General features: G+C 64.9%; 24 protein-coding genes and 1 pseudogene. 10 read left to right on the forward strand and 15 right to left on the reverse strand.

Annotation, left to right across the window (positions count from 1 at the left end):
• The first annotated feature begins 148 nt into the window (after positions 1-148).
• The 4 genes from CUJ89_RS30460 to CUJ89_RS30475 all read left to right on the forward strand — a co-directional run bounded on the left by CUJ89_RS30460 (position 149) and on the right by CUJ89_RS30475 (position 4,682).
• On the forward strand, positions 149-1,090 hold the full coding sequence (locus CUJ89_RS30460; protein ID WP_201752418.1) for a choline ABC transporter substrate-binding protein: 942 nt from the start codon (positions 149-151) through the stop codon (positions 1,088-1,090).
• Between the two features lie 23 nt (positions 1,091-1,113).
• A complete protein-coding gene (locus CUJ89_RS30465) occupies positions 1,114-1,794 on the forward strand; it encodes an HAD family hydrolase (RefSeq protein ID WP_114180969.1) in 681 nt (226 codons plus the stop codon).
• A 167-nt stretch (positions 1,795-1,961) separates the two neighbouring features.
• Positions 1,962-2,099: a hypothetical protein gene (locus CUJ89_RS38700; RefSeq protein WP_236654998.1), complete on the forward strand. Its 138-nt coding sequence runs from the start codon at positions 1,962-1,964 to the stop codon at positions 2,097-2,099.
• A 132-nt stretch (positions 2,100-2,231) separates the two neighbouring features.
• Positions 2,232-4,682 (forward strand): phosphocholine-specific phospholipase C, encoded by a 2,451-nt coding sequence (locus CUJ89_RS30475; protein WP_114180971.1) that lies wholly within the window; start codon positions 2,232-2,234, stop codon positions 4,680-4,682.
• A 75-nt stretch (positions 4,683-4,757) separates the two neighbouring features.
• Here CUJ89_RS30475 and CUJ89_RS30480 read toward each other — a convergent pair whose 3' ends face one another.
• Both CUJ89_RS30480 and tam read right to left on the reverse strand, forming a co-directional pair.
• The gene (locus CUJ89_RS30480) at positions 4,758-5,417 is read right to left on the reverse strand and encodes a M24 family metallopeptidase (RefSeq protein ID WP_114180972.1); all 660 of its coding nucleotides are present in this window, start codon (positions 5,415-5,417) and stop codon (positions 4,758-4,760) included.
• Positions 5,418-5,545: 128 nt separating this feature from the next.
• The gene (tam, locus tag CUJ89_RS30485) at positions 5,546-6,331 is read right to left on the reverse strand and encodes a trans-aconitate 2-methyltransferase (RefSeq protein WP_114180973.1); all 786 of its coding nucleotides are present in this window, start codon (positions 6,329-6,331) and stop codon (positions 5,546-5,548) included.
• A 20-nt stretch (positions 6,332-6,351) separates the two neighbouring features.
• Between tam and CUJ89_RS30490 the strand changes: the two are divergent.
• Positions 6,352-6,573: pseudogene (locus CUJ89_RS30490) on the forward strand (LysR family transcriptional regulator); the annotation flags it as partial.
• 87 nt (positions 6,574-6,660) lie between these two features.
• Here the strand turns inward: CUJ89_RS30490 and CUJ89_RS30495 are convergent.
• The 7 genes from CUJ89_RS30495 to CUJ89_RS30525 all read right to left on the reverse strand — a co-directional run bounded on the left by CUJ89_RS30495 (position 6,661) and on the right by CUJ89_RS30525 (position 13,651).
• The gene (locus CUJ89_RS30495; protein WP_114180974.1) at positions 6,661-7,506 is read right to left on the reverse strand and encodes a GSU2403 family nucleotidyltransferase fold protein; all 846 of its coding nucleotides are present in this window, start codon (positions 7,504-7,506) and stop codon (positions 6,661-6,663) included.
• A complete protein-coding gene (locus CUJ89_RS30500; RefSeq protein ID WP_114180975.1) occupies positions 7,503-8,639 on the reverse strand; it encodes a helix-turn-helix domain-containing protein in 1,137 nt (378 codons plus the stop codon). The genes CUJ89_RS30495 and CUJ89_RS30500 overlap by 4 nt, the downstream gene beginning before the upstream one ends.
• A gap of 247 nt (positions 8,640-8,886) precedes the next feature.
• Entirely contained in the window at positions 8,887-9,321 is a 435-nt protein-coding gene (locus CUJ89_RS30505; protein WP_114180976.1) for a GNAT family N-acetyltransferase, read from the reverse strand.
• An 83-nt stretch (positions 9,322-9,404) separates the two neighbouring features.
• Entirely contained in the window at positions 9,405-10,388 is a 984-nt protein-coding gene (locus CUJ89_RS30510; protein ID WP_161556573.1) for a porin, read from the reverse strand.
• A gap of 210 nt (positions 10,389-10,598) precedes the next feature.
• Positions 10,599-11,990 (reverse strand): sodium:solute symporter family protein, encoded by a 1,392-nt coding sequence (locus tag CUJ89_RS30515; RefSeq protein WP_114180978.1) that lies wholly within the window; start codon positions 11,988-11,990, stop codon positions 10,599-10,601.
• Positions 11,991-12,006: 16 nt separating this feature from the next.
• Positions 12,007-12,216 (reverse strand): DUF3311 domain-containing protein, encoded by a 210-nt coding sequence (locus tag CUJ89_RS30520; protein ID WP_114180979.1) that lies wholly within the window; start codon positions 12,214-12,216, stop codon positions 12,007-12,009.
• A gap of 4 nt (positions 12,217-12,220) precedes the next feature.
• Complete coding sequence (locus CUJ89_RS30525) at positions 12,221-13,651, reverse strand: amidase family protein (protein WP_114181648.1); 1,431 nt, start codon at positions 13,649-13,651, stop codon at positions 12,221-12,223.
• A 284-nt stretch (positions 13,652-13,935) separates the two neighbouring features.
• On the opposite strand from CUJ89_RS30525, the gene CUJ89_RS30530 reads away from it, so the two are divergent.
• Entirely contained in the window at positions 13,936-14,826 is an 891-nt protein-coding gene (locus CUJ89_RS30530) for a LysR substrate-binding domain-containing protein (protein ID WP_114180980.1), read from the forward strand.
• Positions 14,827-14,920: 94 nt separating this feature from the next.
• Here the strand turns inward: CUJ89_RS30530 and CUJ89_RS30535 are convergent, their stop codons facing one another.
• Genes CUJ89_RS30535 through CUJ89_RS30545 form a run of 3 tightly spaced genes read right to left on the reverse strand, consistent with a single transcriptional unit; the run spans position 14,921 to position 17,854 of the window.
• Positions 14,921-15,760, reverse strand: a complete 840-nt coding sequence (locus CUJ89_RS30535) for an ABC transporter permease subunit (protein WP_114180981.1) — start codon at positions 15,758-15,760, stop codon at positions 14,921-14,923.
• Positions 15,757-16,743, reverse strand: coding sequence for an ABC transporter permease subunit (locus tag CUJ89_RS30540; protein WP_114180982.1), 987 nt, complete (start codon positions 16,741-16,743; stop codon positions 15,757-15,759). Before CUJ89_RS30540 ends, CUJ89_RS30535 begins: the two co-directional genes overlap by 4 nt.
• 10 nt (positions 16,744-16,753) lie before the next feature.
• Positions 16,754-17,854: an ABC transporter ATP-binding protein gene (locus CUJ89_RS30545; protein WP_236654999.1), complete on the reverse strand. Its 1,101-nt coding sequence runs from the start codon at positions 17,852-17,854 to the stop codon at positions 16,754-16,756.
• On the opposite strand from CUJ89_RS30545, the gene CUJ89_RS38405 reads away from it, so the two are divergent.
• Positions 17,853-18,215 (forward strand): hypothetical protein, encoded by a 363-nt coding sequence (locus tag CUJ89_RS38405; RefSeq protein ID WP_201752427.1) that lies wholly within the window; start codon positions 17,853-17,855, stop codon positions 18,213-18,215. The two genes, CUJ89_RS30545 and CUJ89_RS38405, sit on opposite strands and share 2 nt — an antisense overlap.
• Positions 18,216-18,377: 162 nt before the next feature.
• Here CUJ89_RS38405 and CUJ89_RS30550 read toward each other — a convergent pair whose 3' ends face one another.
• From CUJ89_RS30550 to CUJ89_RS30560, 3 genes are all read right to left on the reverse strand, one after another.
• Positions 18,378-18,845, reverse strand: coding sequence for a nucleoside deaminase (locus CUJ89_RS30550; RefSeq protein WP_114180984.1), 468 nt, complete (start codon positions 18,843-18,845; stop codon positions 18,378-18,380).
• Positions 18,846-18,949: 104 nt separating this feature from the next.
• A complete protein-coding gene (cynS, locus tag CUJ89_RS30555) occupies positions 18,950-19,420 on the reverse strand; it encodes a cyanase (protein WP_114180985.1) in 471 nt (156 codons plus the stop codon).
• Between the two features lie 30 nt (positions 19,421-19,450).
• Complete coding sequence (locus CUJ89_RS30560; protein ID WP_114180986.1) at positions 19,451-20,110, reverse strand: carbonic anhydrase; 660 nt, start codon at positions 20,108-20,110, stop codon at positions 19,451-19,453.
• A gap of 113 nt (positions 20,111-20,223) precedes the next feature.
• Here CUJ89_RS30560 and cynR point away from each other — a divergent pair, with 113 nt between their 5' ends.
• The 3 genes from cynR to CUJ89_RS30575 all read left to right on the forward strand — a co-directional run bounded on the left by cynR (position 20,224) and on the right by CUJ89_RS30575 (position 24,927).
• Positions 20,224-21,120 (forward strand): transcriptional regulator CynR, encoded by an 897-nt coding sequence (cynR, locus tag CUJ89_RS30565; protein ID WP_114180987.1) that lies wholly within the window; start codon positions 20,224-20,226, stop codon positions 21,118-21,120.
• Positions 21,121-21,328: 208 nt separating this feature from the next.
• On the forward strand, positions 21,329-23,881 hold the full coding sequence (locus CUJ89_RS30570) for a type VI secretion system Vgr family protein (RefSeq protein ID WP_114180988.1): 2,553 nt from the start codon (positions 21,329-21,331) through the stop codon (positions 23,879-23,881).
• The gene (locus tag CUJ89_RS30575) at positions 23,878-24,927 is read left to right on the forward strand and encodes a DUF4123 domain-containing protein (protein WP_114181649.1); all 1,050 of its coding nucleotides are present in this window, start codon (positions 23,878-23,880) and stop codon (positions 24,925-24,927) included. The genes CUJ89_RS30570 and CUJ89_RS30575 overlap by 4 nt, the downstream gene beginning before the upstream one ends.
• The last annotated feature ends 6 nt before the right edge of the window (positions 24,928-24,933 follow it).

The raw sequence follows: 24,933 nt of genomic DNA on the forward strand, positions 1-24,933 counted from the left end.
GTGATCTTGCGAATTTGTGCGTTCTAATATACGGTACGAAAAACAACATGGCTAGACCGAAGTTCGTTTGTTTCATCCGATCAATACGATCAATCGTCGGATCATTCAGGCAACCCGATCCGGAACTCTTGCTTAGGAGACCAACATGATGAAAAAGGCATGGATGCTGGCCGCAACGCTGCTGGCAACGCTTGCGACGGCCCCCGTTCACGCATCCGAGGGCGACGTCTGCAAGAAGGTGACGCTCGGCGATGTCGGCTGGAGCGACATCGCGGCCACCACCGGCGTCGCGATGATGCTGCTGGACGGCCTCGGCTACGAGGCCAGCAAGACGATCGCGTCGCCCCCGATCGTGCTGGCCGGCGTGAAGAAGGCGCAGATCGACGCGTTCCTCGGCTACTGGGATCCGAGCATGACGCCGACGGTGAAGCCGTTCGTGGACGCCGGCGCCGTGCACCAGCTGCCGCAGCCCAACCTGATCGGCGCGCGCTACACGCTGGCCGTGCCGCAATACGCGTCCGACAAGGGTCTCAAGAACTTCGCCGACATCGCCAGATTCCGCGACCAGCTCGACGGCAAGATCTACGGGATCGGCGCCGGCAACAACGGCAACGCGCTGATCCAGCGAATGATCGACAAGAACGAATTCGGGCTCGGCGGCTTCAAGCTGGTCGAATCGAGCGAGGCCGGGATGCTCGTCCAGGTCACGCGCGCCGTGCAGGAGCACCGGATGATCGTGTTCCTTGCGTGGGAGCCGCACCCGATGAACCTCAACTACAGGATTTCGTATCTCGACGGCGGCGACAGCGTGTTCGGCCCGAACTACGGATCGGCGAAGGTCTATACGCTCGTCACGCCCGGCTATCTCGAACGCTGCCCGAACGTCGGCCGGCTGCTGACCAACCTTAAATTCACGACCGACGAAGAGAACCAGCTGATGGTGCCGATCATGAATCATTCGGACCCGGTCGCGGTCGCGAAGGAATGGGCGAAGAAGAATCCCGGCGTACTGTCGAAGTGGCTCGACGGCGTCACGACCATCGACGGGAAGAACGCCAGGGACGCGATCGAGAAACTCATCGGCGCGTAAGCACGCAATACAAGGAACCCCCCATGCACAAGAATCTCGCGCTGTTCGACCTCGACCACACGCTGTTGCCGCTCGACAGCGACCAGGCCTGGAGCCGCTTCATTACCCGGGTCGGCTGGCAGGAAGGCGACGCGCATGCAGCGCTGATCGACGAGCACTACGGCCACTATGCGGCCGGCACGCTCGACATGGACGCGTATCTCGCGGTGACGCTGGCGCCGCTCACCCGCTATCCGCGGGCGCAGCTCGAACGCTGGCATGCGCAGTTCATGGACGAAGTGATCCGGCCGGCGATCACGCCGCAGGCGCGTTCGCTGGTCGACCGGCATCGCGACAACGACGATCTCTGCTGCATCGTCACGGCGACCAACGTCTTCGTGACCGGGCCGATCGCGGCCGAGTTCGGGATCGAGCATCTGCTCGGCATCGAGCTCGATACCGACGACGGCACGCCCGGCGGGCAATTCACCGGGCGCAGCGTCGGCGTGCCGAGTTTCCGCGAAGGGAAGATCGTGCGCACGACGGCATGGCTGGATTCGCTCGGCTACGCGCCGTCGGATTTCGAACGGACCTACTTCTACAGCGATTCGATCAACGACGTGCCGCTGCTGGACTACGTCACGCATCCGGTCGCCACCAATCCCGACGCGCGGCTTTCGCTCGTTGCTGGCACGCGCGGGTGGCCTGTCATGAAGTTGTTCTGATTCGGGCGATATTCTCTGCTGTCCATTTCATATCTGGAGGGGTAATGAAATCCGGAGCACACAGCACCAGTCTCAATCAATCAGGAATCCGATTCGAAACGGATCGAAAGAATGTCGTACCGCCTCGCCGGTCGGAAAGCCGCTTTCCGCACTGGCGCGGCGTTTTCATGATCGCGCTCCTGTGCACGCTGGCCGGTTGCGGCGACGGCGATTCGGGTGCGGCGGGCAACGTAGCCGCCGCCCACGCATCGGCACCGGGCTCGGCGTCCGCGCCGGTCCTGCACTGCGCGAGCGCGTGCCACTGACCGACGCAGGCCCTACGGCCGGGTAACGGGTAACGGGTAACGGGTAACGGGCAATGGGTAACGACCTGTGCACCGCACGGCGAACGGCCGCACCCGGCGAGTCCGACCGGCAATCCACGACAGAGAGCGATCATGCAAAACACCCCCACGACACGACGTCAGTTCCTCGCCGATGCGCTGAAGCTCGCGGGCGCCACCGCGGTCACCGGCATGCTGCCCGAGAGCATCCTGCGCGCGCAGTCGATTCCGGCGGCGACGATCACCGGCACCCTTCAGGACGTCAAGCACGTCGTGATCCTGATGCAGGAAAACCGGTCGTTCGACCACTATCTCGGCACGCTGCGCGGCGCGCGCGGCTTCGGCGATCCGCGGCCGGTCGTGATTTCGAGCGGCTATCCGGTGTGGCGCCAGCCCTGGATGCTGTCCTACGTGTTCCCGTTCAACCCGACCCCGCCCGCCGGTGTGGCGAACGGCGACACCTATTACGGCGATCTCGATCACAGCTGGAGCGGCACGCACAGTGCCTGGAACAACGGCCGCTATGACAACTGGGTCGCGGCGAAGACCACCGGCACGATGTACTACTTCACGCAGAACGACATTCCGTTCTACTACGCGCTGGCGAGCGCATTCACCGTGTGCGACGGCTACCACTGCTCGATGCTCGGCCCGACGGACCCGAACCGCCTGTATCTGTGGACCGGATGCTGCGGCAACGTCGCCGGCTATTCTCCGTACACGACGAACACGATGACCGGCACCGGGTGGACCACCATGCCGGAACGATTGAACGCGGCCGGCGTCACGTGGAAGTTCTATCAGGACAAGGGCAACGGGCTGGATTCCGGCCACGGCTACGGCGAATACAACGGCTCCAGCAAGGATCTATGGTGGAACGGCAACTACGGCGACAACGTCATCCTGAACTTCAAGCAGTACCAGAACCTCGGCGCAAGCGATCCGCTCGCGCCGGCGCTCAACGGCACGCAGATCGATCCGGCCGGCGGCGGCAAGGAATACGATACGAATCTCTTCAGCCAGTTGCAGGCCGACGTCGCGAACGACACGCTGCCGCAGGTGTCGTGGATCGCCGCGCCTTACGCGTATTGCGAGCATCCGTCGTGGGCCGCGAGCGGCGGCGAATGGTACGTGAGCAACGTCCTCAATGCGCTGACGTCGAATCCGAAGGTGTGGGCCAGCACGGTGCTGCTCGTGATGTATGACGAGAACGACGGCCTGTTCGATCACGTGCCGCCGGCCGTCCCGTCGAGCGCCTACGCCGGCACCGGCCAGTCGACCGTATCGACGGCGGCGGAATTCGTCGCCGGCGGCGGCGGCGCATCGGACGGATCGGCCAGCGGCGACGTGCCGATCGGGCTCGGCCCGCGTGTGCCGATGTTCGTGATCTCGCCGTGGTCAAAGGGCGGCAAGGTCAACTCGCAGGTCTTCGACCACACGTCGGTGATCCGCTTTCTGGAAGCGCGCTTCGGGCTGCAGGAAACCAACATCACGCCGTGGCGGCGCGCGGTATGCGGCGATCTCACGTCGGCATTCGATTTCGCGAATCCCGACCAGACGATTCCGGCGATCCCGGGGCCGGCCAGCAACATGGACCCGAACGGCTCGACGGCCCTCATCCCCTACCCCACCACCACCGCGGTGCCGGCCCAGACGACCGGCCGCAACACCGCCTGCCGGCTGCCGTACGAGTTCTTCGTCCAGGGCAAGGTCAACCGGTCCGGCAAGACGCTCGCGCTGACGATGACCAACACCGGCGCGGCCGGCGTGCATCTGCAGGCGTGGGTCGACGGCACCGGCACGATCCCGCGGCAATACACGATCGGCGCCGGCACGAGCGCGTGCGCGGCCCTGTCGGATACGCTTGCGGTGAATTCGGGCGGCGGCTACGACTACTCGATCTACGGCCCGAACGGGTTCCTGCAGACGTTCCGCGGCAACATCGGCGCGTCGGGGAACACGGGATCGGCGGCCGAAGTCAGCCTCTGCTACGACGTGCAGAACGGCAACGTGCAGATCACGCTCGACAACTCAGCCGGTGCGAGCGCGACGACGTTCCAGCTCGCCGACAACGCGTACGGGATGAACACAGCGCAGTCGGTCAGCGTGCCTGCCGGCGCAACGCAGGCCGTCACGTGGTACGGCGACGCCGGCTGGTACGACGCAAGCATCCGCGACGCGAACGACCCGAATTTCCTGCGCCGCGTGGCCGGCTGCGTGCAGGCGCAATCCGGCGCGTTGCTGACGGATTCGGCCATCGGCAATACGAACGGAAAATTCGTCGCCGCGCTGGCGTCGCAGGGAGCGTCGTACGGCACGCTGCGGTTCGACTACGTCGTACCGCCGTGGCGCCACAGCCCGAAGAACTGGGTGGGTATCTATGCGCGCGGCGCGCAGCCGACCAAGGGCAACTACAAGTCGTGGGCGTACCTGCCCAAAAGCACCGGCTCGCTGCTGTTCTCGTCGACCGCGAACAGCACGCTGGCATCGGGCCAGTACGACGCGTGGTATCTGTTCGACGACGGCTACACGCCGCTCGCGGGCCCCGTCGCGATCAGCATCTGAGGGCGCGGCGGTCCCGCCGCTGTCCATGGGACCCGGCCGGCGCGCGTTCATCGCGCGCGTCGCCGGGCGCCGCGCTTACACGAGCAGGTCTTCGTAAAACGCGCCGAACGGCCGCGTCGGGTGGGCGATCTGGATTTCGAGGATCCACAGGCCGGCGGCCGGCGCGCCGTCGAAATCGCCGAGATTGCCGGCCTTGTAGATCGCGTGCGGGAAATCGCTGACGCGATGCCCCTTGATGTCGACATTCAGCCGGAAGCCGTGCGCGTCGGCGCGCTGCGCCGCGAATTCGTACAGCGCGATGCCCGCGCATCCGGTGGTCCGCCAGTGATGCTCGACTTCGCCGTAGATGACGCCCGCCGCGCGCGCACACGCATGCATGTCCGGATCGTCGCCGCACACGAAGGTCGCGCCCGCGTCGCCCTCGTGCTTCGCCCATACTGCGCCGAGGTCGATGAAGAAGATGTCGTCGTCGGCGAGGACCGGGTCCGCCACCGAACGCTCCTTGAACGTGCGCAACGTGTTTTCCCCGAAGCGGACGAGGACCGGATGCCAGATCCTGTCCATCCCGAGATCCTTGAGCACGCGCAGCCCCAGCGCGTTGGCCTCCGATTCCCGCATGCCGGGCCGGATACCCGCGGCGATCGCGTCGACGGCCTGCCACGTCATGGTTCTTGCGTGCTGCATCGCGTCGAGCGAAAAGGCCTCGCCGACGGCTTCGCGGTGCGTCGAATTCAAAATGCTGCTCCCGTGCTGGTGAATGTGGGTCGGTACGGTCGATCGTCGTTTCGATATGCACAGGAGAATATATCGATTTCCAGGCCGGTGCATTGTCGCGTTTCGTCGCGCGCCGCGTCATTGCCGCATCACTTCCGCGTCGCCACGATGAACAGGCGCGGGAACGGCAGCAGCACCGTGCCGTCGCCGAGCGCCGGATAGCCGTCCGGACCGGCGATCGCGTCGCGATAGCGCACGAGGAACGCGTGCTGTTCGCCGTCATCGAGCGCCGCGAGGAACGGCCGCAGCGCACTGCCCTTGAACCATTCGACGACCGCGTCGGCGCCGCCGCGCAGCGGGTGGTAGTAGGTCGTGCGCCACACATCCACGCGCGAACATAGCGGCGACAGCAGCGCATAGTAATAACGCGCGTCGAACCGCTCGGTGCGCGCCGCGCCTTTCAGCTTGTCCGCCCACGGCCCGGCCGCAGCGACTTCGCGCATCAACCGGTGTGCGGGCTCGTCGAGGTTGTCGGGCATCTGCACCGCGAGATGGCCGCCTGGCGCGAGCCGGCCGATGAGCGTCGGGAACAGCGTGTCGTGCGCGGGCACCCATTGCAGCACCGCGTTCGACAGGATCAGGTCATAACCGCCCGGATCGTCCCACCCGGCCACATCGGCAATGTCGAAACGCAGTGACGGCAGGCGTTTGCGCGCGGCCGCGATCATGTCCGCCGACGCGTCGATCCCATGGATCGTCGCGTCGGGCGCACGCGCAATCAGCGCTTCCGTCGAATTGCCGGGCCCACAGCCGATGTCGACCGCCGTGCGGATCGGCGTGCCCGGCACGGCGGCCAGCAGGTCACGCACCGGCCGCGTGCGTTCGTCCTCGAATTGCACGTACTGGTTCGCGTATTGATCGAGTGGGGTCGTCACGATATTTCTCCTTGTCGGCATGGGCGGCGTCGCCGCATCCGGGCTTCGCCGGCGAAGTGAACGGTAATCGCGCGCTGCTCGACGGCGCGCTGAAAACCAGCGGCGTGTCGCTGCATTCGTTCTACGAGGTGCAGCGCAGTTCGACGGCGCTCGTGCTCGTGACACGCAAGAGCGCGCAACTGTCGCCGGCGGCGCGGGCGCTCTACGACATGATCGTCGGGCGCGCGACGCCGGCGCGGTGATTCGCGAGCGGTACGGGTGCTTCCGAAGCCGCTGAGCGCCCGGTCCTGGTGCGTGGGTCCCCGGATGCGCGTTGAGCAGTCATAGGCCTAGACGGTGCCGCCGAAAAGCGCTTGGAATCCGTCCTGACACAGCCGGAGCATATCTTCAGATTCGATGTGTCGACCAGGTTTCGCGATCTCGGCCGCTGCGCGGATGGTGTCGTTCACCTCGGCGAATAACGCTTCGACCCCGGCGCGAACGGACCTTTGTTGCTTATCCGACAGAGTACCCTCGAGGTTCTTCCATATCGGGACCAAGTCGTCTTCGATTGCGCCACTGAAGATGTACATGGCATCGTAGATGTAGAGCACGTCCTGTGGCCGCTTTTCTACGGCTCGATCGCCACGGATCAGAAGCTTCTGGACCATGAAACTCACGGGGTTCGGGATGCGCAGGTCAGGCACCGCTTCGTCGAGGCCCGACTCCTCTGCGGGAATCGTCACTAGCCACGGCTCGTATAGCAGCACCTCAAGATGTCGCAGCTTTTGTGCGACCACACCGGCGTTGGCCTCGGTCGCATCAGGCTCGGTTTCCGTGGTGCCCTTGATGCGCCGCCTCGGACTGCCGGTCTGCGGAGTCAGGAATTCGGCGTAGAACCCGTTGGCGTTCCCGCCGAGTGTGTAGCGCGTCGCGGGAGGCCGGAAATCGCCTCCGCAAGTCGGTTCCGCCTTAAATCCTGCGCCCTCAAGTGCCGCCAAGATACTTCCCTCGAGTGCCTCGCGTTCCGCGTATGCCACGTCGGCGTCCCGAGTAAAGATCGGCTCGTGTTCCGGCTGATAGGCTCGCGGTTCATATCGATAGAGCCGAAAGGCCCAGCCCCCGACGAATACGATCTTCGAGCGCCACGGTTCCAAAGTCATCGCGAGATGACTGAATTCGACGAGTTCGCTCACACACTTTCTCCAACCACGCCGGCAAGAACGCCATGCTCCAGTTCGGCAGCCTGCTCTGCACCTCGCGCCGGGTGAGCCGAAACATCGAGCCAGGTCTGAATGATGTCCGTGACCCGCAGACCGTCGCGGTAAACCGCACCACGGTCCAACGATTGGGGAAAGCCGGTCTGCTGCAAGACAAGATCAGGGCGCTCCCCCTCCTTGGCTCGACGCAGCGATCGCCAGTTCTCCGCCTCCATCAGGTTATGAACCCAGATCGTCGGCGGTACACCTTTCACATGTCCGAAACCAAGCGCGTCGGCTGCGGCAAAAAGGCCGAGAACACCGCGCTCTTTCTTGAGTAGCTTATGCAGCTGTGTATCGGGCGCTCCCGGCAAAAGGAACTTCATGGGCAACGCCAGTGGTGGCCGCTGGTATTCGCTCTTCCATCGTTTCGCGAGCTTTCCCCGTTGCACGATTTTCAGGAACGGCTTGGTTTCGATGAGCCCTTCCCGCTTCAATGCGTGGATCAGCCGCGTGGCCGTCATGACCGAGGTGCCGGCGGCGCGCGCGAGGTCGGTCGCGGTGGTGTAATGCTTGCGCTCAGCACCGATCAGGCCTTCGCCCTTGATATCTATCGCCAGTAAAAGTTTGAGCATCCACTGGGTAAGATCCGAGAATGTCAGGCGCGGCTGGGTGCCAGGACTGCTGCCGTAGGGGCGCGTCTGTTGGTTCGGACGCTCAAAAATATCCAAGCCGGGGAATTGGACATATCGAGTCCCGTCCGGCGAGAGCACAGCGAATGGTTCGCGATTGCCGTACGCCGTGTGGAATTCCACCAAACGGTTAATGAGAGACGGCGAAACGCTACCGACCCAGATCAGGATCGCGGGCCGCATCCCCTGCCTCTCTGCGTGCGTGCGCGCCTCGAGGAGCGCCTGAGCAAAGAATGCCGTGACACGATCGGCTCGCCCCTCATTGAACGCCTTGAGAACCGCGAGGTACGACGTGCCTTGATCGTTGGCAACGATGACGTCCCCGACATGATCAGACCCCGTAATCTCCGTTACGCTCCAGCCATCGGCTTCCTCGAACAGGTTGCGGAAGGCATCGAGCGCGAGGTGTTCGGGCAATTCGTTTGAGAGTGGTTTCATATCATACTCACGTGGCCATGAGAAATCACTTGTCCGCGTGAATCACATGGACATGATAAATCACGCGGCCATGTTACGATCATCACGGGACTGCCGCAAGGCCCGCTCAATCCGCTACTATTTTTTGGTTCATCCCGGATTTCCGTGGGTGTCGCTTACCGCCCCGAAGCGGTCGGTCAAGCTTCGTCGGCCAACGCCTTCGATGTCGGCAGATGTCAGGAACAAGCCTGTTGCCGCGAAAACGCGCTCAAAGCATCTTGACCATGAACACGCGCGCCGTCCCTTCCGGCTCGCACGGCACTTCGCCGAACGTCTCGTAGCCCTGCTTCCGGTAAAAGTCCGGCGCCTGGAACGAGATCGTGTACAGCACCGCGCGCGCGCACCCGCGCCGTTTCGCTTCCGCTTCGGCCTCGCGCAGCAGCCGGCTGCCGAATCCGCCGCCGCGCAGCGATTCGGGCAGGTAAAACAGATCGATGAAAAAGAGGCCGAGCGAGGTCCGGCCGGTGAGACCGCCCACTATCTCGCCGGTCGCGGGATCGGTCACGTAGATGTCGAGCGCCGTGTTGTCGGGCCGGTTCGTCATCGTGTTGTTGTACTCGTTGAGCTTGCTGCTGATGAGGTCTCGGGCGGTCGGCTGCCCGACGGCGGTCACGCGGATCTCGATGTCGGAATGAGCGGTCATGTGAGTGCACAAGTAGGCGACAGATTGCCGGGCCATTCGGCCCGCCTTTGTTCAACCCGGCAATTCTGCCATGCCCGTCCGCTTCAGAACTTCTGATCGATACCGACCGAGACACCGAGCTGACTGTGGCCAGGCTGGCCGACGGACGCGTAACTGTTCACGCCAAGCGAGCTGCTTCCTTGGTTCCGCGCGGTGCCGACGTTCGCATAAAGCAACGTGCGCTTGGACAGCACGTAGAGCGTTCCCGCCACGAAGATCATCGGGTGCTCCGCGCGGCCCTGATAATCGTAGCGTCCGCCGATCGCATACAACTGAACCTCCGGCGTGACGAACATGTTGCCGGCCAGCCAATACACGGTGCCTCGCGGCGTCAGTTGCAGGTCGCCCGTGATCCGGGTGACGTTGGCCATCACGGCCCACTTCGGCGCGTTGTACCGCGCGGCGAATGCGTAGCGCTGGTCGACGCGCGACGAAAGATCGCTCGCCGCCGCAACCGTGCCACGCATCTGTTCGACCGTCGCGGTCGCCGTAAAGCGATTGGCCGTATATTCGAGCGCGGCGCCGATATACCGTCCGGCCAGCGTGTTGCCAGGCACCTGCTGGCCGAAGCCGTACATGGCTTCGGTCGTGAAGCCCGCGAGCTGATGCGACGTGAACTTCACCGAGTTGTTCACGCGGATCGTCGCCTGCGGGATGGCATTGAGGGCGAGAGCGGAGTAAGCGGCGAAATAGGTCGGATCGTAGTAAATCGCCCTGTCGAACTGCACGCTGTACTGGCGTCCGAATGTCAACTTTCCGAGGGTCCCGTCAAGGCCGACCCACGCCTGTCGATTGAAAAGCGTGTCGGCCACGACCATTGCCCCGGTCGCCGAATTGAAGCCGTTCTCCAACTGGAACACGGCCTTCAGGTCGCCGCCCAGGTCTTCCACGCCCCTGATGCCGAAGCGGGACGGCAGATAGGCGCTCTGCGCAATCCCGACCGATCGATGTCCGGCGCTGTCGGCGTTGGTCAGATACTGAAGCCCCGTGTCGACGATCCCGTACAGGGTCACGGAACCTTGCGCCATCGCCAATCCGGGAGTCGACAATAAAAGTAGGTATGCGAAGCGTTTCATCTGGAAGTGGGTCGAAGTATGAACGGGTACGATCGCGTTGAATTTCGAGTCGACCGATGCAGGCCGGCAGAGCCGGCCGCTATCGGTGGCTACCGAAGGCTGCGACGAGCCGTCGACCGAGTGACAACTGCCGGTCGATCGGACAGGTCGAGGCCGGTGAGCTTACCGCGACACCACCGCGCGGGGCGCACCTGCGCCGATCAGGTAATGGATCGCGGCGACGGTGGCGACGTTGGCAGCCAGACAGGGCAGCCCAAGATTGATGCCGCCGAGCTGGAACTTTCCGAGATACAACATCAGCGCGAGACCTTGTCCGACGAGCATGCCTGCCGTCACTGCCAGCGGCCGGATGCGCAGTGAGAACAGCACCGCGATCAGGCCCGGGAAGAACTGGGCGACGCCGTAGTACGTGACGTTGATCAGCGTGAGCATCAGTGTCGGCGTCGAAGACGTCATCGCGATGGATACCGCGAGATAGACGAAGATCACGATCTTCGCAGCGCCAGTCTGCCGCTGCGCCGGAAGCGAAGGCAGCAGGTTGCGGCTCACGATCGGCCCGATCGCGAGACACATGCTGGTCAGCACGAGCAAGCCGGAGAGCGCGGCGGCAGCCGCAACGAGCCCGATGAGCCAGGACGGCAGCAGCGCATTCGCCGCGACGAAGAACGCCTCGTTCGGCGAGCGCAGGTGTACGCTCTGACTGATCGCGTAATACGCGGCGATGACGAGGAACGGATACATCAGCATGTAGAGTGGCATCGCGATCTGCGAACGCCGGATCGTGTCGGCGCTTTTCGCGGTGAAGAACATCTGCACGCCGAATGGCATCGCGAGGAAGCCGAGCGACTGCAGCAGGATCGTGCTCATCGTAAAGCGCAGCTGTTCCGCGTTCATCTGATTGCCGACGCGCAGGCTTGCCGCGTGGAAAACCTCCTTCACGCCGACATGTCCTGCCACGGCCAGGCCCGTAGCCACAATCGCCAGGACCATCAGGATGTCTTTCAGTACTGCTACGTAGGCCGACGAACGGATACCGGCGATCATGATGTAGGCGAACGCGAGCACACCGGCGATCAGCACCATGTGCAGCGGCTCGAATTGCCAGCCGATCCCGCGAAACGCGGCAATGAGGCCCGTGAACTGCAATTGGGCCATCGGCAAAAGAAACGCGATCGACGACAGCGCGACGACGAGTTCGGTCGAGCGGCTACGGAAATAGCCGCCGAACAGGTCCGCGAGCGTAATCGCGTTGTAGCGCTGCCCCGCTTCCCAGATCTTCGGCCCCAAAAAGTAGCCCAGTGGATACGCTAGCAGGATATAGCCGAGAAACCAGATGCCGTAGGTCGGCCCTTTCGCATAAATGCCGCCCGCGAAACCGACCATCGTTGCGACGCTATAGATCTCGCCCGCCGCCAGGAAAAAGACGAGAAACGCGCCAAATTGCCGTGATGCGACGAAGAAGTCGTGCACACTCTGCTTGCCCACGCCACGGCGCGAGTAAAGCGCGAGGCAGAACGACAGGGCGACGAACCCCACGAATACAACTGTCGACATATGTGCCTCCGCGAAATCAGACTTCGAGCCGGGCCGCATCGGCCGCCGGCTTGTCGAAACAGCGCCAGCAGACGAACAGGCACGCGGACGTCAGGACGAACCACGCGAACATCCATGCGTAGACGAACGGCACGCCGAACACGTAGGCATCGACGGACGAGACCCAGGGCAGCAAGCCCAACACGCCGAGATAAGGCACGGCAAGGCCGATCAGGAACTTGGCCATGGATCTATCGCGCCTCCTGCCGCGCTGCGTCGACCGGATCGATCGGCGTGCAGATGCCCGCGCGCGCCTCGATCGCTTCGCCGGCCGCGAGGCACAGCGCCTCCTGGAACCGGCCCGCGGCGATCTGAACCCCCATCGGCACGCCGTCGCGAACACCGGTCGGCACGGACAGTCCCGGCAGGCCGAGGAGCGCGGTCGAGAGCAACGGGCCTTGCGCGTCGAGAATGCGCCGGAACGCGGCGTCGCCTCGCTGATCCTCGTCGATGGCAAACGGCCGCTGGCACGAGACGGGCATCAGCAGCAACGGATACTGCTCGAAAAAAGCGTGCCATTCGCGCAGCAGGCCCGTGCGTTGTGCAAGGCCGTTCATGTAGCCGGCCAGGTCGAGCCGGGGCGCGACACTTCGCTGGCTCGCGAACGCGGTGCGAATTGCCTGGTCACCGTACGCGTCGATCGTCTTGTCCAGCCCCGCCGTCGCCTCGTTGGTGACGAGGGCAAGCCACAGTTCGCTCGCTTCGTTCATCCTCGGCGGGACGACCTCTTCGACCACGCATCCGGCATCTTCGAGCCAGCGTGCAGCCTGACGCACCGTGTCGGTCACTGCGTCGTCGGTCGGCACGCCCGGGAGCGATGCACAGACGGCCACGCGCGTGGGAAACGATGCGTCGTCGCCGGCCGGCGCGACGGGCATCCACCACGCGTCGCGCGAATCGCCCGCGGCCATCGCCGACAGCGCAAGACGCAGGTCGCCGATCGTGCGTGCCAGCGGCCCCTGAACCGACGCGAGCTGGACAGCGAGCGTCCGGTCCTTCGACTGGGTCGGGTTGTAAGCCGGGACGCGTCCCGCCGTCGGTCGCAGCCCGGCGACGCCGCAAGCGTAGGCCGGGTAGCGGATCGATCCGCCGAGATCGTTGCCGTGTGCGATCGGGCCGATACCCGCCGCGACGGCCGCGGCGGCGCCGCCGCTTGACCCGCCTGGCGTCAGCCCCGGATGCCACGGGTTCAGCGTGCGGCCGTACAGGTCGTTGTCGGTGAACCAGCGATACGAGAATGCCGGTGCGTTATTGCGCCCGATGATGATGGCGCCGGCCTTGCGCAGATTCGACACTACGGGGCTGTCCTCGCGCGCGACAAGGTCCGCGAAGGCGTTCACGCCGTTGCTCGTCGCGAAGCCGGCCATGTCGACGTTCACCTTGACGGTGACCGGCACACCGTGCAACGGGCCGATCGGCTCGCGTCGCGCAATCGCGTCATCGGCCGCCGCGGCGGCCGACAACGCGCTGTCGGCGAGCACATCGACGATAGCGTTGATCCTTGGATTGACGTCCTCGAGCCGCTGCAGGCAACTCTGCACGAGCTCCTTCGAAGACACGTCCCGGCGCGCGACGAGCGCCGTCATCTCGGTCGCGCTCAGGCGCCACAGTTGCTGTTCCACGTTTCGCTCCTCCTTGTTCTTCATCGAATGGATTGCCGCGAATTCCCGACCGGGCTCGCGATGAAAGAAGCCTAACCGGCCAGTTTTGATCGCATAAGACGAACGCTTCTCGGCGAAGACAACCACAAGTTGTCAGCACCTCCTATGGATGGGTCGCGTCGCCGCGGTGCCGATGAAGTGCGCCAGGCCGGATACCGGCTAGAATCCGGTTCGAACGACAGAGCGTCCGGTCGGCGGCCATGCCACGGCATTGCGCGCCGGAAAACAGACGCGTGGAAGGAGACATGAAGGATCACCACTTGAAGGCGTGGCTTGCGCTGGTTGAAACCGGCAGCATTCGCGGAGCGGCACGACAGCTTCGCTTGAGCCAGGCGGCGGTCACCAAGGCGATTCGCGAGCTGGAGCAGGACCTGGAGGCGCCGCTGATATCGCGCAGCACGCGCGGCGTCACGCTGACGGAGTGCGGTCAGCAACTTACCGTGCGTGCACGGCTCGCCCATGCGCAACTGGCGCTGGCTCGCCAGGATATCCGGCACATTCTCGGCGGCAAGCATGGACATGTTTCGGTCGCCGTGACGCCGATCGTATTTATCGGTGTGCTGCCTGCCGTGATCGAGCGCTTTCGCAAGCGCATGCCGCTCGCGAACCTCACGGTCGAGGAAGGGATGATGCCGCACATCCTGCACGCGATGCGCGATGGCTCGATCGATTTTGCGGTGGCCGCCCCGGCGGAAGAGGAAATCGGAAGCGAGTTCCAGTTCGAACCGCTGAAAAGACTGGAAACCGTGGTGGCATGCCGGCGCGGGCATCCGCGCGCGACAGCCACCGAATGGGACCGCCTCGTCGACTGCACATGGGTCATGAACCTGTCGCCAGGCAGCCAGCACAGCAACTGGCTCGACCATCTGCGCAGAGCGCAGCATGCGCTCCCGGCCTCCATCGTCAGGGTCAGTTCGTTTGGCGTCGGCTGGAACCTGATGACACGCAGCGATGCGTTGCTCGCATGTCCGGCCGGCATGCTCGACGTCGAGCCCTACGGCGCGCAGGCAAGCCGGATACCGCTGCGCATGGCGCTCCCGCCGCTGACGCTCGGCATTCTCAAGCTGCGCGATGCGCCGCTGTCGCTGGCCGCGGAGATGCTGGTCGAGCTATTCAGACAGGAATTCGAGAACTGAAGTGGCGCGCGAAAGCGACAGGAGCGGCGAGTAAGCAGCACACCCGCCGCCCCGCTCGCATCGCACCCAGGTATCGAGCGCGTCCGCCCCCCGCTCACGCCACCGCGAACGCCGCCTTCATGTCGGCCACCCGGCGTCGTTCGCGCGCGATCATCATCCGGTTCACGACGATCACGCCGACCGTCACGGCCGTGATGAACAGCGTCGCCAGCGCGTTCATCTCCGGGTTCAGCCCCAGCCGCACGCGCGAGAACACCACCAGCGGCAGCGTCGTCGACCCGGGCCCCGACAGGAACGCCGACAGCACCAGGTCGTCGATCGACAGCGTGAACGACAGCAGCCAGCCCGACAGCAGTGCCTGCGAGATCAGCGGCAGCGTCACCACGAAGAACACCTTCAGCGGCGTCGCCCCCAGATCGAGCGCGGCCTCCTCCAGCGACTTGTTCATCTCCTTCACGCGCGACTGCACGATGATCGCCACGTACGACACGCACAGCATCACGTGACCGATCCAGATCGTCAGCATCCCGCGCCCCTTCGGCCAGCCGAACATCTGCTCCAGCGCAACGAACAGCAGCAGCAGCGAGATGCCCTGGATCACCTCCGGAATCACCAGCGGCGCGTTGATCATCCCCGTGTACAGCGTGAAGCCCTTGAAGCGGCCGAAGCGCGCCAGCACGAAGCCCGCCCACGTGCCGATCACGACCGACGCGGTGGCCGTCAGCAGGCCGATCTTCAGCGACAGCCACGCGGCCGTCAGCAACTCGTCGTCCTGCCACAGCGCCGCGTACCACTTCAGCGAGAAGCCCGACCACACCGTCACCAGCTTCGACTCGTTGAACGAGTACACGACCAGGCTGATGATCGGGATGTACAGGAACAGGAACCCGAAGGCGAGAACGCCCGTCGACAGCGGTTTGCTCGGCTTGATCATTTCGCTTCCTCCAGTTCCTTGACCTGGTAGTACTGGAACAGCGCCATCGGCACCAGCAGCAGCATCACCATCGCGACCGTCACCGCGGACGCCATCGGCCAGTCCATGTTGTTGAAGAATTCATCCCACATCACGCGGCCGATCATCAGCGTGTCCGCGCCGCCGAGCAGTTCCGGAATCACGTACTCGCCCACTGCCGGGATGAACACCAGCAGGCTGCCGGCGATGATCCCGTTCCTCGACAGCGGCAGCGTGATCCGCGTGAACGCGACCCACGGCTTCGCGCCGAGGTCGTACGCGGCCTCGAGCAGCGTGAGGTCCATCTTCACCAGGTGCGCGTACAGCGGCATCACCATGAACGGCAGGTACGAATAGACCATGCCGATATAGACGCCCGCATCGCTGTGATACAGCCGCAGCGGCGTGTGGATGATGCCGAGCGCGATCAGCGTGTGGTTCAGCAGGCCGTCGTCCTTCAGGATGCCGATCCATGCGTACACGCGGATCAGGAACGACGTCCAGAACGGCAGCATCACGGCCATCATCAGCACGTTGCGCCGGTTCGGCTCGGCACGCGCGATGTAGTACGCCATCGGGTAACCGATCAACAGGCACAGAACCGTCGACACGGCGGCCATCTTCAGCGAGCTGAGGTAGGTCGCGATGTACAGGTCGTCCTGCAGCAGGAACGCGTAGTGCGACAGCTGCATCGCGAAGTGCACGACGCCGTCCTTGAACTCGACGAGCAACGTGTACGGCGGGATGCCCATCACCTGGTCGGCGAAGCTGATCTTCAGCACCAGCACGAACGGCAGCGCGAAGAAGACTGCGAGCCACAGGAACGGCACGCCGATCGCAACGCTGCGGCCCGACGGCAGGAAACGCGACAGCGCGGCGAAGCGGCTCGGGCGGGCCCGGCCTGCGCCGGTGCTCGCGGCGCCGGACGACACCGGCGCGGACGGAGTGGAAGCGGAGGTTCTCATCGTGTCGTCCTCACTGCGTCAGCACGACGCCGCTCGCCGGCGACCACGACACGAACACGTCGTCGTTCCAGGCCGGCGCACTGTCGTGCAGCAGGTGCGAGCTCGACAGGTTCGACACGACCGTCTTGCCGCTCGGCAGGCGCACGTGATACAGCGAGTAGCTGCCCATGTACGCGATGTCGGTCACCACGCCGCGCGCCCAGTTGTGTTTCGAACCCGGCTTCTCGCGCGACACGTGCACGCGTTCCGGGCGCACCGAGATGCCGACCGGCATCCCGAGCGGGCCCGTCACGCCGTGGCTCACGTACATGCGCGTTTCGAGGTCGTCGCTTTCGACGAAGATGTGATCGGGTTCGTCCTCGACCACGCGCCCTTCGAACAGGTTGGTCGAGCCGATGAATTCGGCCGAGAAGCGGCTGTTCGGGAACTCGTACACTTCGCCGGGCGCGCCGATCTGCACGATCTTGCCTTCGCTCATCACCGCGAGGCGGCTGGCCATCGTCATCGCCTCTTCCTGGTCGTGCGTGACCATCACGCAGGTCACGTCGACCTTCTCGATGATGTTCACGAGTTCGAGCTGGGTCTTCTGGCGGATCTTCTTGTCGAGCGCGGACATCGGCTCGTCGAGCAGCAGCAGCTTCGGGCGCTTGACCAGCGAGCGGGCCAGCGCGACGCGCTGCTGCTGGCCGCCGGAGAGCTGGTGCGGCTTGCGCTGCGCATACTTGCTCATCTGCACCAGCGCGAGCGCGTCGGCCACGCGCTCCTTGATTTCGTGCTTCGGCGTGCCTTCCTGCTTCAGGCCGAACGCGACGTTCGATTCGACCGACATGTGCGGGAACAGCGCGTACGACTGGAACATCATGTTGACCGGGCGGCGGTACGGCGGCAGCGATGCGAGATCCTCGCCGTCGACGAAGATCTTGCCGGCGGTGGCCGTCTCCAGCCCGGCGAGCATGCGCAGCAGCGTCGACTTGCCGCAGCCCGAGCTGCCGAGCAGCGCGAACAATTCGTTCTTCGCGATCGTCAGGTTCACGTTGTCGACGGCCGTGCTGTCGCCAAATTTCTTCACGACGTTTTCGATGCGTACGAACGCGTCGTTCGGCTTGAGCATGTCCGTCGTCGCGCGACGCACTGCATCAGGTGTACTGAATGAATCCCGTTTCATGATGGTCCGTGTTAAGCAAGTAAGCGAATTTCAGGCGCCAGGCGCGACCGGTCGTGCGGTCGCACGGTGCCGGCGGAGAGGGATCGAGCGATTCCTCGTCCGGAACGAATGGCGCAACGAAGCAGGTGTGGGTCGACGCACGGCAGACAGCCGCGATCAGCCGCGGCCGGGAGCGGCCGCCGCGCTGGCTGTCATGAATATTTCATCGGTTTTCATCGAGCTTTCCGCACGTTTGTGTTGTCTCCAGTGCGAATTTTTAAACCCGTCAAAAACTTTTTGGATCGCGGATTTCCGTTCCGGACATTGAACGGCATCGATGTTTGGGCAGGCGGGAAACCGGGGGCACGACGCGGACCCGCGCCGCAGCACGGGCGCCCGGCGGCACGGCAGCCGCCGGGCGGAGCGGAGGTGGGGAAAACGAGCAGCCGGGGCGGCTGCGCCGCGCGACATGTGCGTCGCGCGCGTCACGTCATTTCGCGTTCAGTTCGTTCCAGCGCCGGTAAACGCCGATCGCATCGCGGTGTTTTTGCTGCACCATCGGCAGCCGCCGCGCGTCGATCGGCTTCGCGAACTCGGCATAGAACGTGTCGAGCTCGAAGTACTTGCGGTCGTCGCGGTAGAACGGCGCGTAATCCTCGCGCGTCGTGATGTAGATCACGCGCTTCGGGCTGCAGTAGTACAGCGATCCGAGGCACATCGGGCACGGGCTCGCGAGAATGTAGATCTCGCAGTCGGTCAGGTGCTCGGTGCCGAGCTTGCGGCACGCGTCGCGCACCGCAAGAATCTCGGCGTGCGCGGTCGGGTCGCTGGTCTGCGCGACGAGGTTCGGGCTCTCGGCGACGATCTCGCCGTTGCGGACGATCACCGTCGCGAACGGGCGGCCGCCCTCTTCCACGTTCTTCATCGCAAGATCGATCGTGCGTTTCACAAAATCCATGACTGTGTCCTCGTTGAAACGGAATGGCGGGAAAGTGCGCCGGCCGGCGGCCGACGCACGTCGAGGAAACCTGCGCCGCGCCTCACCGCGGCGCCGCACCGGCGTCAGAACGGCTTGGTCGGCAGGTACTTGCCGTCGAGCGTGATCACCGCGCGCGAACCGCCTTCGGGATCGTCGACCTTCTTCACATCGAGCCGGAAATTGATCGCGCTGATGATGCCGTCGCCGAACTTCTCGTGGACGAGCGCCTTCAGCGTCGTGCCGTACACCTGCAGCATTTCGTAGAAGCGGTAAATGGTCGGATCGGTCGGTACGCGATCGTCGATGCTGCCGCGCAGCGGGATCGTCTGCAGCAGCAGCACCGCGTCGTCGTCGAGACCGAGCTTGTCGGCGACGACGCGCGCCGCGTCGGCCGGCAACGGATGCTGGCCGAGCAGCGCGGCCGTGACGAACGCTTCGCTGAGGCCCGTGCCTTCGGTGAGCTGCGCGAACGACAGGTTGTTGCGCGCCTTCGCGAGGACGACGGTCTCCGCAAGCGCGTGGCGGGCAGTCTGACTGTGTTGGGACTGGATCATGGCAATACCTCGTGAGTAGACAGGAGCAGTTCAGGCCGCGACGGGGAGCGTCGCGGGCGTGGCGCGGACGTCGGGATGGTCCGCCAGGGAAACGAACCGGCCGGTCGCGCCGTCATGGGCATCGATGCAGCCCGATTCGATGTCGTAGACCCAGCCGTGCAGCGCGAGACGCCCTTCCTCGAGCGCGAGCCGCACGGCAGGGTGCGTCTTCAGGTTCGCGAGTTGCGCGACGACGTTCTCGCGCACCATCGAGTCGATCCGCTCGCGTTCGCTGCGATGCGCGCGCGCCTCGTTCACGACGCGCGCCGAATCGGCGTAGCGCAGCCAGTGGCCGACGGCCGGCATGTGGTCCATGCACTGGCAGGTCGCGATCGCGGTCATGGCGCCGCAATCGGAATGGCCGCAGATCACGACGTCGGTCACGCGCAGCGCGGCCACCGCATACTCGACCGATGCCGACACGCCGCCCGGCTCGGGGCCGTACGACGGCACGATGTTGCCGGCGTTGCGGATCACGAACAGGTCGCCCGGTTCGCGCTGCGTGACGAGTTCGGGTACGAGCCGGCTGTCCGAGCACGAGATGAACAGCGCACGCGGGTTCTGGCTGCGCGCGAGATCGCGGAACAGTGCGGCGCGCCCCGGATAGGCGTCGCGCTGGAACTTCAGAAAGCCTTCGATGATGTCCTTCATCGCGTGTTCTCCGGTGTGGGTGAAATCGATGAAGGGCAGGTTACGCCGCGCTTCCAATAACGTAAAAGACTGATTTATGATCCACCGGATAAGCACGACTTATAGGAATCGCCATGCTGCTGCGCCATATCACCTACTTCCTGGCCGTTGCCGAACACCGCAGCTTCACGCGCGCGGCCGCCGCGCTGCACGTGTCGCAGCCCGCGCTGTCGCAGCAGATCCGCCAGCTCGAGGAGACGCTCGGCGCGCAACTGTTCGACCGCACCGGGCGCGTCACACGGCTGACGGATGCCGGCGACGTGTATTTCCGCTATGCGCGGCAGGCGCTGCACGATCTCGCGGAAGGCCGGCGCGCCATTCACGATGTGCAGGATCTCAGCCGCGGCTCACTGCGGATCGCGGTCACGCCGACTTTCACGAGCTATCTCGTCGGGCCGCTCGTCGAGGCGTTTCACGGCCGCTATCCGGAGGTGTCGCTGTCGGTGCGCGAGATGTCGCAGGAGCGCATCGAGGCGCTGCTCGTCGACGACGAGCTCGATGTCGGCATCGCGTTCGAAGACGTACAGACGGCGGATATCGAAGTGGAAACGCTGTTGGTCGAAACGCTCGCGCTCGTCGTGAATCGTCGGCACGCGCTCGCCGGGAAACGCAAGGCCGGCCTGCGCGCCCTGCACGACGCGCCGCTCGTGCTGCTGACCGCCGAGTTCGCGACGCGCACGCAGATCGACCGTTATTTCCGCGAGCATGACGTGCGGCCGCGCGTACTGATGGAGGCGAATTCGCTGGGTGCGGTGATCGAGATCGTGCGCCGCACGCACCTCGCGACGCTGCTGCCCGCGACGATCGCGACCGGGCACGACGATCTCGTCGCCGTCGCGCTCGACCCGGCCGTGCTGCGACGCACGGCCGTGTTGCTGCAGCGCAAGGGCGCGTACCGGAGCGCGGCTGCGCGCGCGTTCGTCGAGCTGGCGCTCGCGCAGGGGGCGGGACCGGCCAGACGCACGCGATGACAAAGGCTGCCGGATGGCGCACGCGTGGCCGCCGACGGCCGTCGGGCCGGTCGCACGTGGCGCACCTGGCACCACTTCCGACCGGCGCCGCGACGCCGGAATCCCCTGATTTATCCTGTAAAATCGTGGATCGAGAGAATTTGTACGACAAAACCGGCGGTCGAATCGCCTACCTGCTCATCGTTCTCGATTCAAGAGGGCCACGACGATGAATTCCCAAGAACTGGTTCGCGCGATCAGCGGCGGCCTGTTTCAGCAAGCTCGCCTGCTCAAGCTCGATACACCGCTGGGCCAGAATGTCCTGCTGCCCCAGACGGTTCACGGAGTATCGCGGCTGGGCCGCGATTTCACGTTGACGGTCGACGCAGTCTCCACCCGCGACACCATCAAACTGAAGAAGCTGATCGCGCAGCCTGTCACGCTGTGGATCGAACAGCAAGGCGACACCTATCTGCCGTGGCACGGCTACGTGCAGACCGCGCGCCGGCTCGGCTTCGACGGCGGCATCACCGCGTACCAGATCCGGGTCATGTCGTGGCTCGGGTTCCTCCGGTACCGCCGTGACCAGCGCATCTGGCAAGACCGCACCGCCGACGAAATCCTGACCGACGTTTTCAACCAGCATCCGCAAGCCGGCGGCATGTTCCGGTTCGCGCTCTCCGCACCGCTGCCGAACCGCTCGTTCTGCATGCAATTCGAGGATGACTGGAATTTCGTCCATCGCCTGCACGAGGACGAAGGCCTGTTCGGCTACTTCGAGCAGGCCAGCGACGGCTCGCACCACACGCTGGTGATCACTGATTCGCTCCGTGCACTGCCCGCCACCGCGCCGGCCCGCGTGCCGTTCCAGCGCGCGGCCTGGGGCGACGAAACCCAGGCGCTCGTCCAGTGGTCGGGCACGCGCACCTTGCAGAGCAGCCACTACACGACGCGCACGTTCGACTACAAGTCGCCCGGCACCGCGCTCAATCCGAAGGGCACCGATGTCCCGACCCGGCCGGATCAGGGCGACCTGCCGAACCAGGCCGAAGTCTATACGTACACGGGCGCCTATACGTACGGTGCGCAGGGCGACGGCAACCGCCAGTCGACCATCCGGATGGAAGAATGGGAATCGCGCGCGAAGCGATTCCACGGTATCGGCGGCATGCGCGGCATCGACGCTGGCCGGGTGTTCGAGCTGACCGACCATGCGGCCCATCCGCCGGCCGAACAGGACGGCAACCGGTTCGCCGTCGTCGAGACGGTCTGGTGGATCAGGAACAACATTCCGGCTGCGCTGTCGCATTTTCCGCATGGCCTGGCCGCGCAGTTCGAAGCGATGAAGGCGCAGCTCGGCGACGCGGCCCGCACGATGACCGTGCGCCACGCCGACGGCAGCGAGGGTTTCTATCTCGTCGAGATCGAGGCGCAGCGCCAGACGGTGCCGTTCCGCAGCCCGTTCGAACATCCGAAGCCCGAGATGCATCTGCAGACCGCGACCGTCGCGGGGCCGAAGGGCGAGGAAGTGCATACCGACGAACTTAACCGGATCAAGGTCCGGTTCCACTGGGATCGCCTGAACGAAGGCAACGAGCGCGCATCGTGCTGGCTGCGCGTCGCGTCGTCGGACACCGGCGGCGGGTACGGCAGCGTGCATGTGCCGCGCATCGGCGAGGAAGTGGTGGTCGACTGGATGTCCGGCGACTGCGACCGGCCGATCGTCACGGCCCGGCTCTACAACGGCGCGACCAAACCGCAATGGCATACGGACGGCATCCTGTCCGGCTTTCGCTCGAAGGAATACGCGGGCGGCGGATACAACCAGCTCGTGATGGACGACGCGACCGGGCAAAACCGCTCGCAGCTCTACAGCAGCACGGCGAACAGCCTGCTGCATGTCGGTTATCTGATCGAGCAGTCCGGCAACACACGCGGCGCGTACGTCGGCAGCGGCTTCGACCTGCGGACCGATGCATACGGCGCCGTGCGCGCGAACCAGGGCCTGTACGTCACCACGCATCCGAAAGCCGTGTCGAGCCAGCCGCTCGACGTGCGCGAGACGCAGCAACAGCTCGTCGGTGCCGAGAGCCTGCTCGAATCGCTGTCTGACGTGAGCGAGACGCATCAGGCCGACACGCTGAAACCCGGTCGCGACGCGCTGAAGACGTTCACCGACGCGACCCAGCAGAGCGTGCCCGGCGCGGCATCGGGCGGACGCACGGCCGGCGGCGGCACGGGCAACGCGAACGCGTTCACGCAGCCGGTGATGCTGTTCGGCAGCCCGGCCGGCATCGGGATGGCGAGCCAGCAATCGCTGCAGATGGTTGCCGACCGGCACGTCAACGTCGTCAGTGGCCAGAACACCCACATCGCGGCCGGGAAATCGCTGGTCGCGAGCGTGATCTCGTCGGTCAGCCTGTTCGCGCAGAACGCCGGAATGAAGCTGTTCGCCGGCAAGGGCAAGATCGAGATCCGTGCGCACGACGACAACGTCGAGCTCACCGCGCAGAAGGCCATCAAGATCCTCGCCGCGACCGAACAGATCGACGTCGCATCTAAGCAGCCGATCCTGTTGACGTCCGGCGGCGCGTACATCCGCATCGGCAACGGCAACATCGAGATCCACGCGCCCGGCAAGGTGGATTTCAAGGGCGGCGACCACAGCTTCTCGGGTCCGGCCAGTACCAACTACCCGCTGCCGCGCCTGCCTGAAGGCGTGTGTTCGGAATGCCGGCGCAGCGCCGCGAAAATGAAGTCCGCGTTGACGCCCCGCACATGAAATCCGCCGCCTCCATGAAGCCGTTCCACGATCTGACGCACGCGCTGCCGCTGCCGGCGCAATGGCCACGCACAACCGCCGCGCAGCGGCTCGACGACCTGCGCGACTGGTATCGCACGCGGCAGGCCGCGGAGACGCGCCCGCTGCGCCTGCTGGCGCTGGTCGACGGCGCGTTGGACGAAACCGTGCTCGACGCAGCGCGCTGGCGCGGCATTGCATGGCAGTCGCTGTATCCGGTCACGATGCTCGAGGCGTCGCGGCCCGAAATCGGCCCGTTCCTGCTCGACCTGACGGCGGACGACGATGCGTCGCGCGCAATGATGCTCGACCTGCTGAATGCCGGCGGCGATTCGGATCTCGTCGTCTGGCTCGCGACGGGCCATGCGTTGCCCGAACTCGCCGCGTATCTGCATCCGCTGGCCGAGGCGACGTTGCCCGATACGCGCCAGGCGTTGCTGCGCTACTACGATCCGTCGATTCTCGAAAACCTCGTGCCGATTCTGACGCCTGCGCAGCGGCGCGAACTGCTGACGGCATTCGTCGAGTTCCGTTACCGGTTCGATCCGTGGGAGAGCGTGGTCGGCGAGGAGAAGGGACCGCTGCCTGCCGTGGCGGCAACGCCGATCGTGTTCACGGATACGCAGTACGAAGCGCTGGCGCGCGAGGGATTCGCGGAGACGCTCTATTTCCAGTTGCACGACGAATTCCTGCCGCCGATGTCGGCTGTGCCGGGCCGTTGGGGCATTCGCTATGTGAAGGATCTGGCCGTGCGGGCGCGGGAGCGGTACGGGCTCGCGAACGAGAACGATCTCGCCTATTTCGTGCTGGTCGGGATGAACGTGCATCCGGCGTTCGATGCGCATCCGGAGATTGCCGGGAAGATCGCGGCGCGCGGGGACAATCCACCGCCGTTGTCGGAAACGCTCGCGGATGTCGACGCGGATGTGTGGGCGGAACTGCTGGATGTGCATCCGCTCGCGGGTTATGCAACCGAGCGGCAGCAAGCGACGACAGCGGCGGTTGATGTGCAGCCCGAAGCCGGTTGAGTCGCG

This window comes from Burkholderia pyrrocinia, assembly GCF_003330765.1.
In the GTDB taxonomy this organism is placed as follows: domain Bacteria; phylum Pseudomonadota; class Gammaproteobacteria; order Burkholderiales; family Burkholderiaceae; genus Burkholderia; species Burkholderia pyrrocinia_B.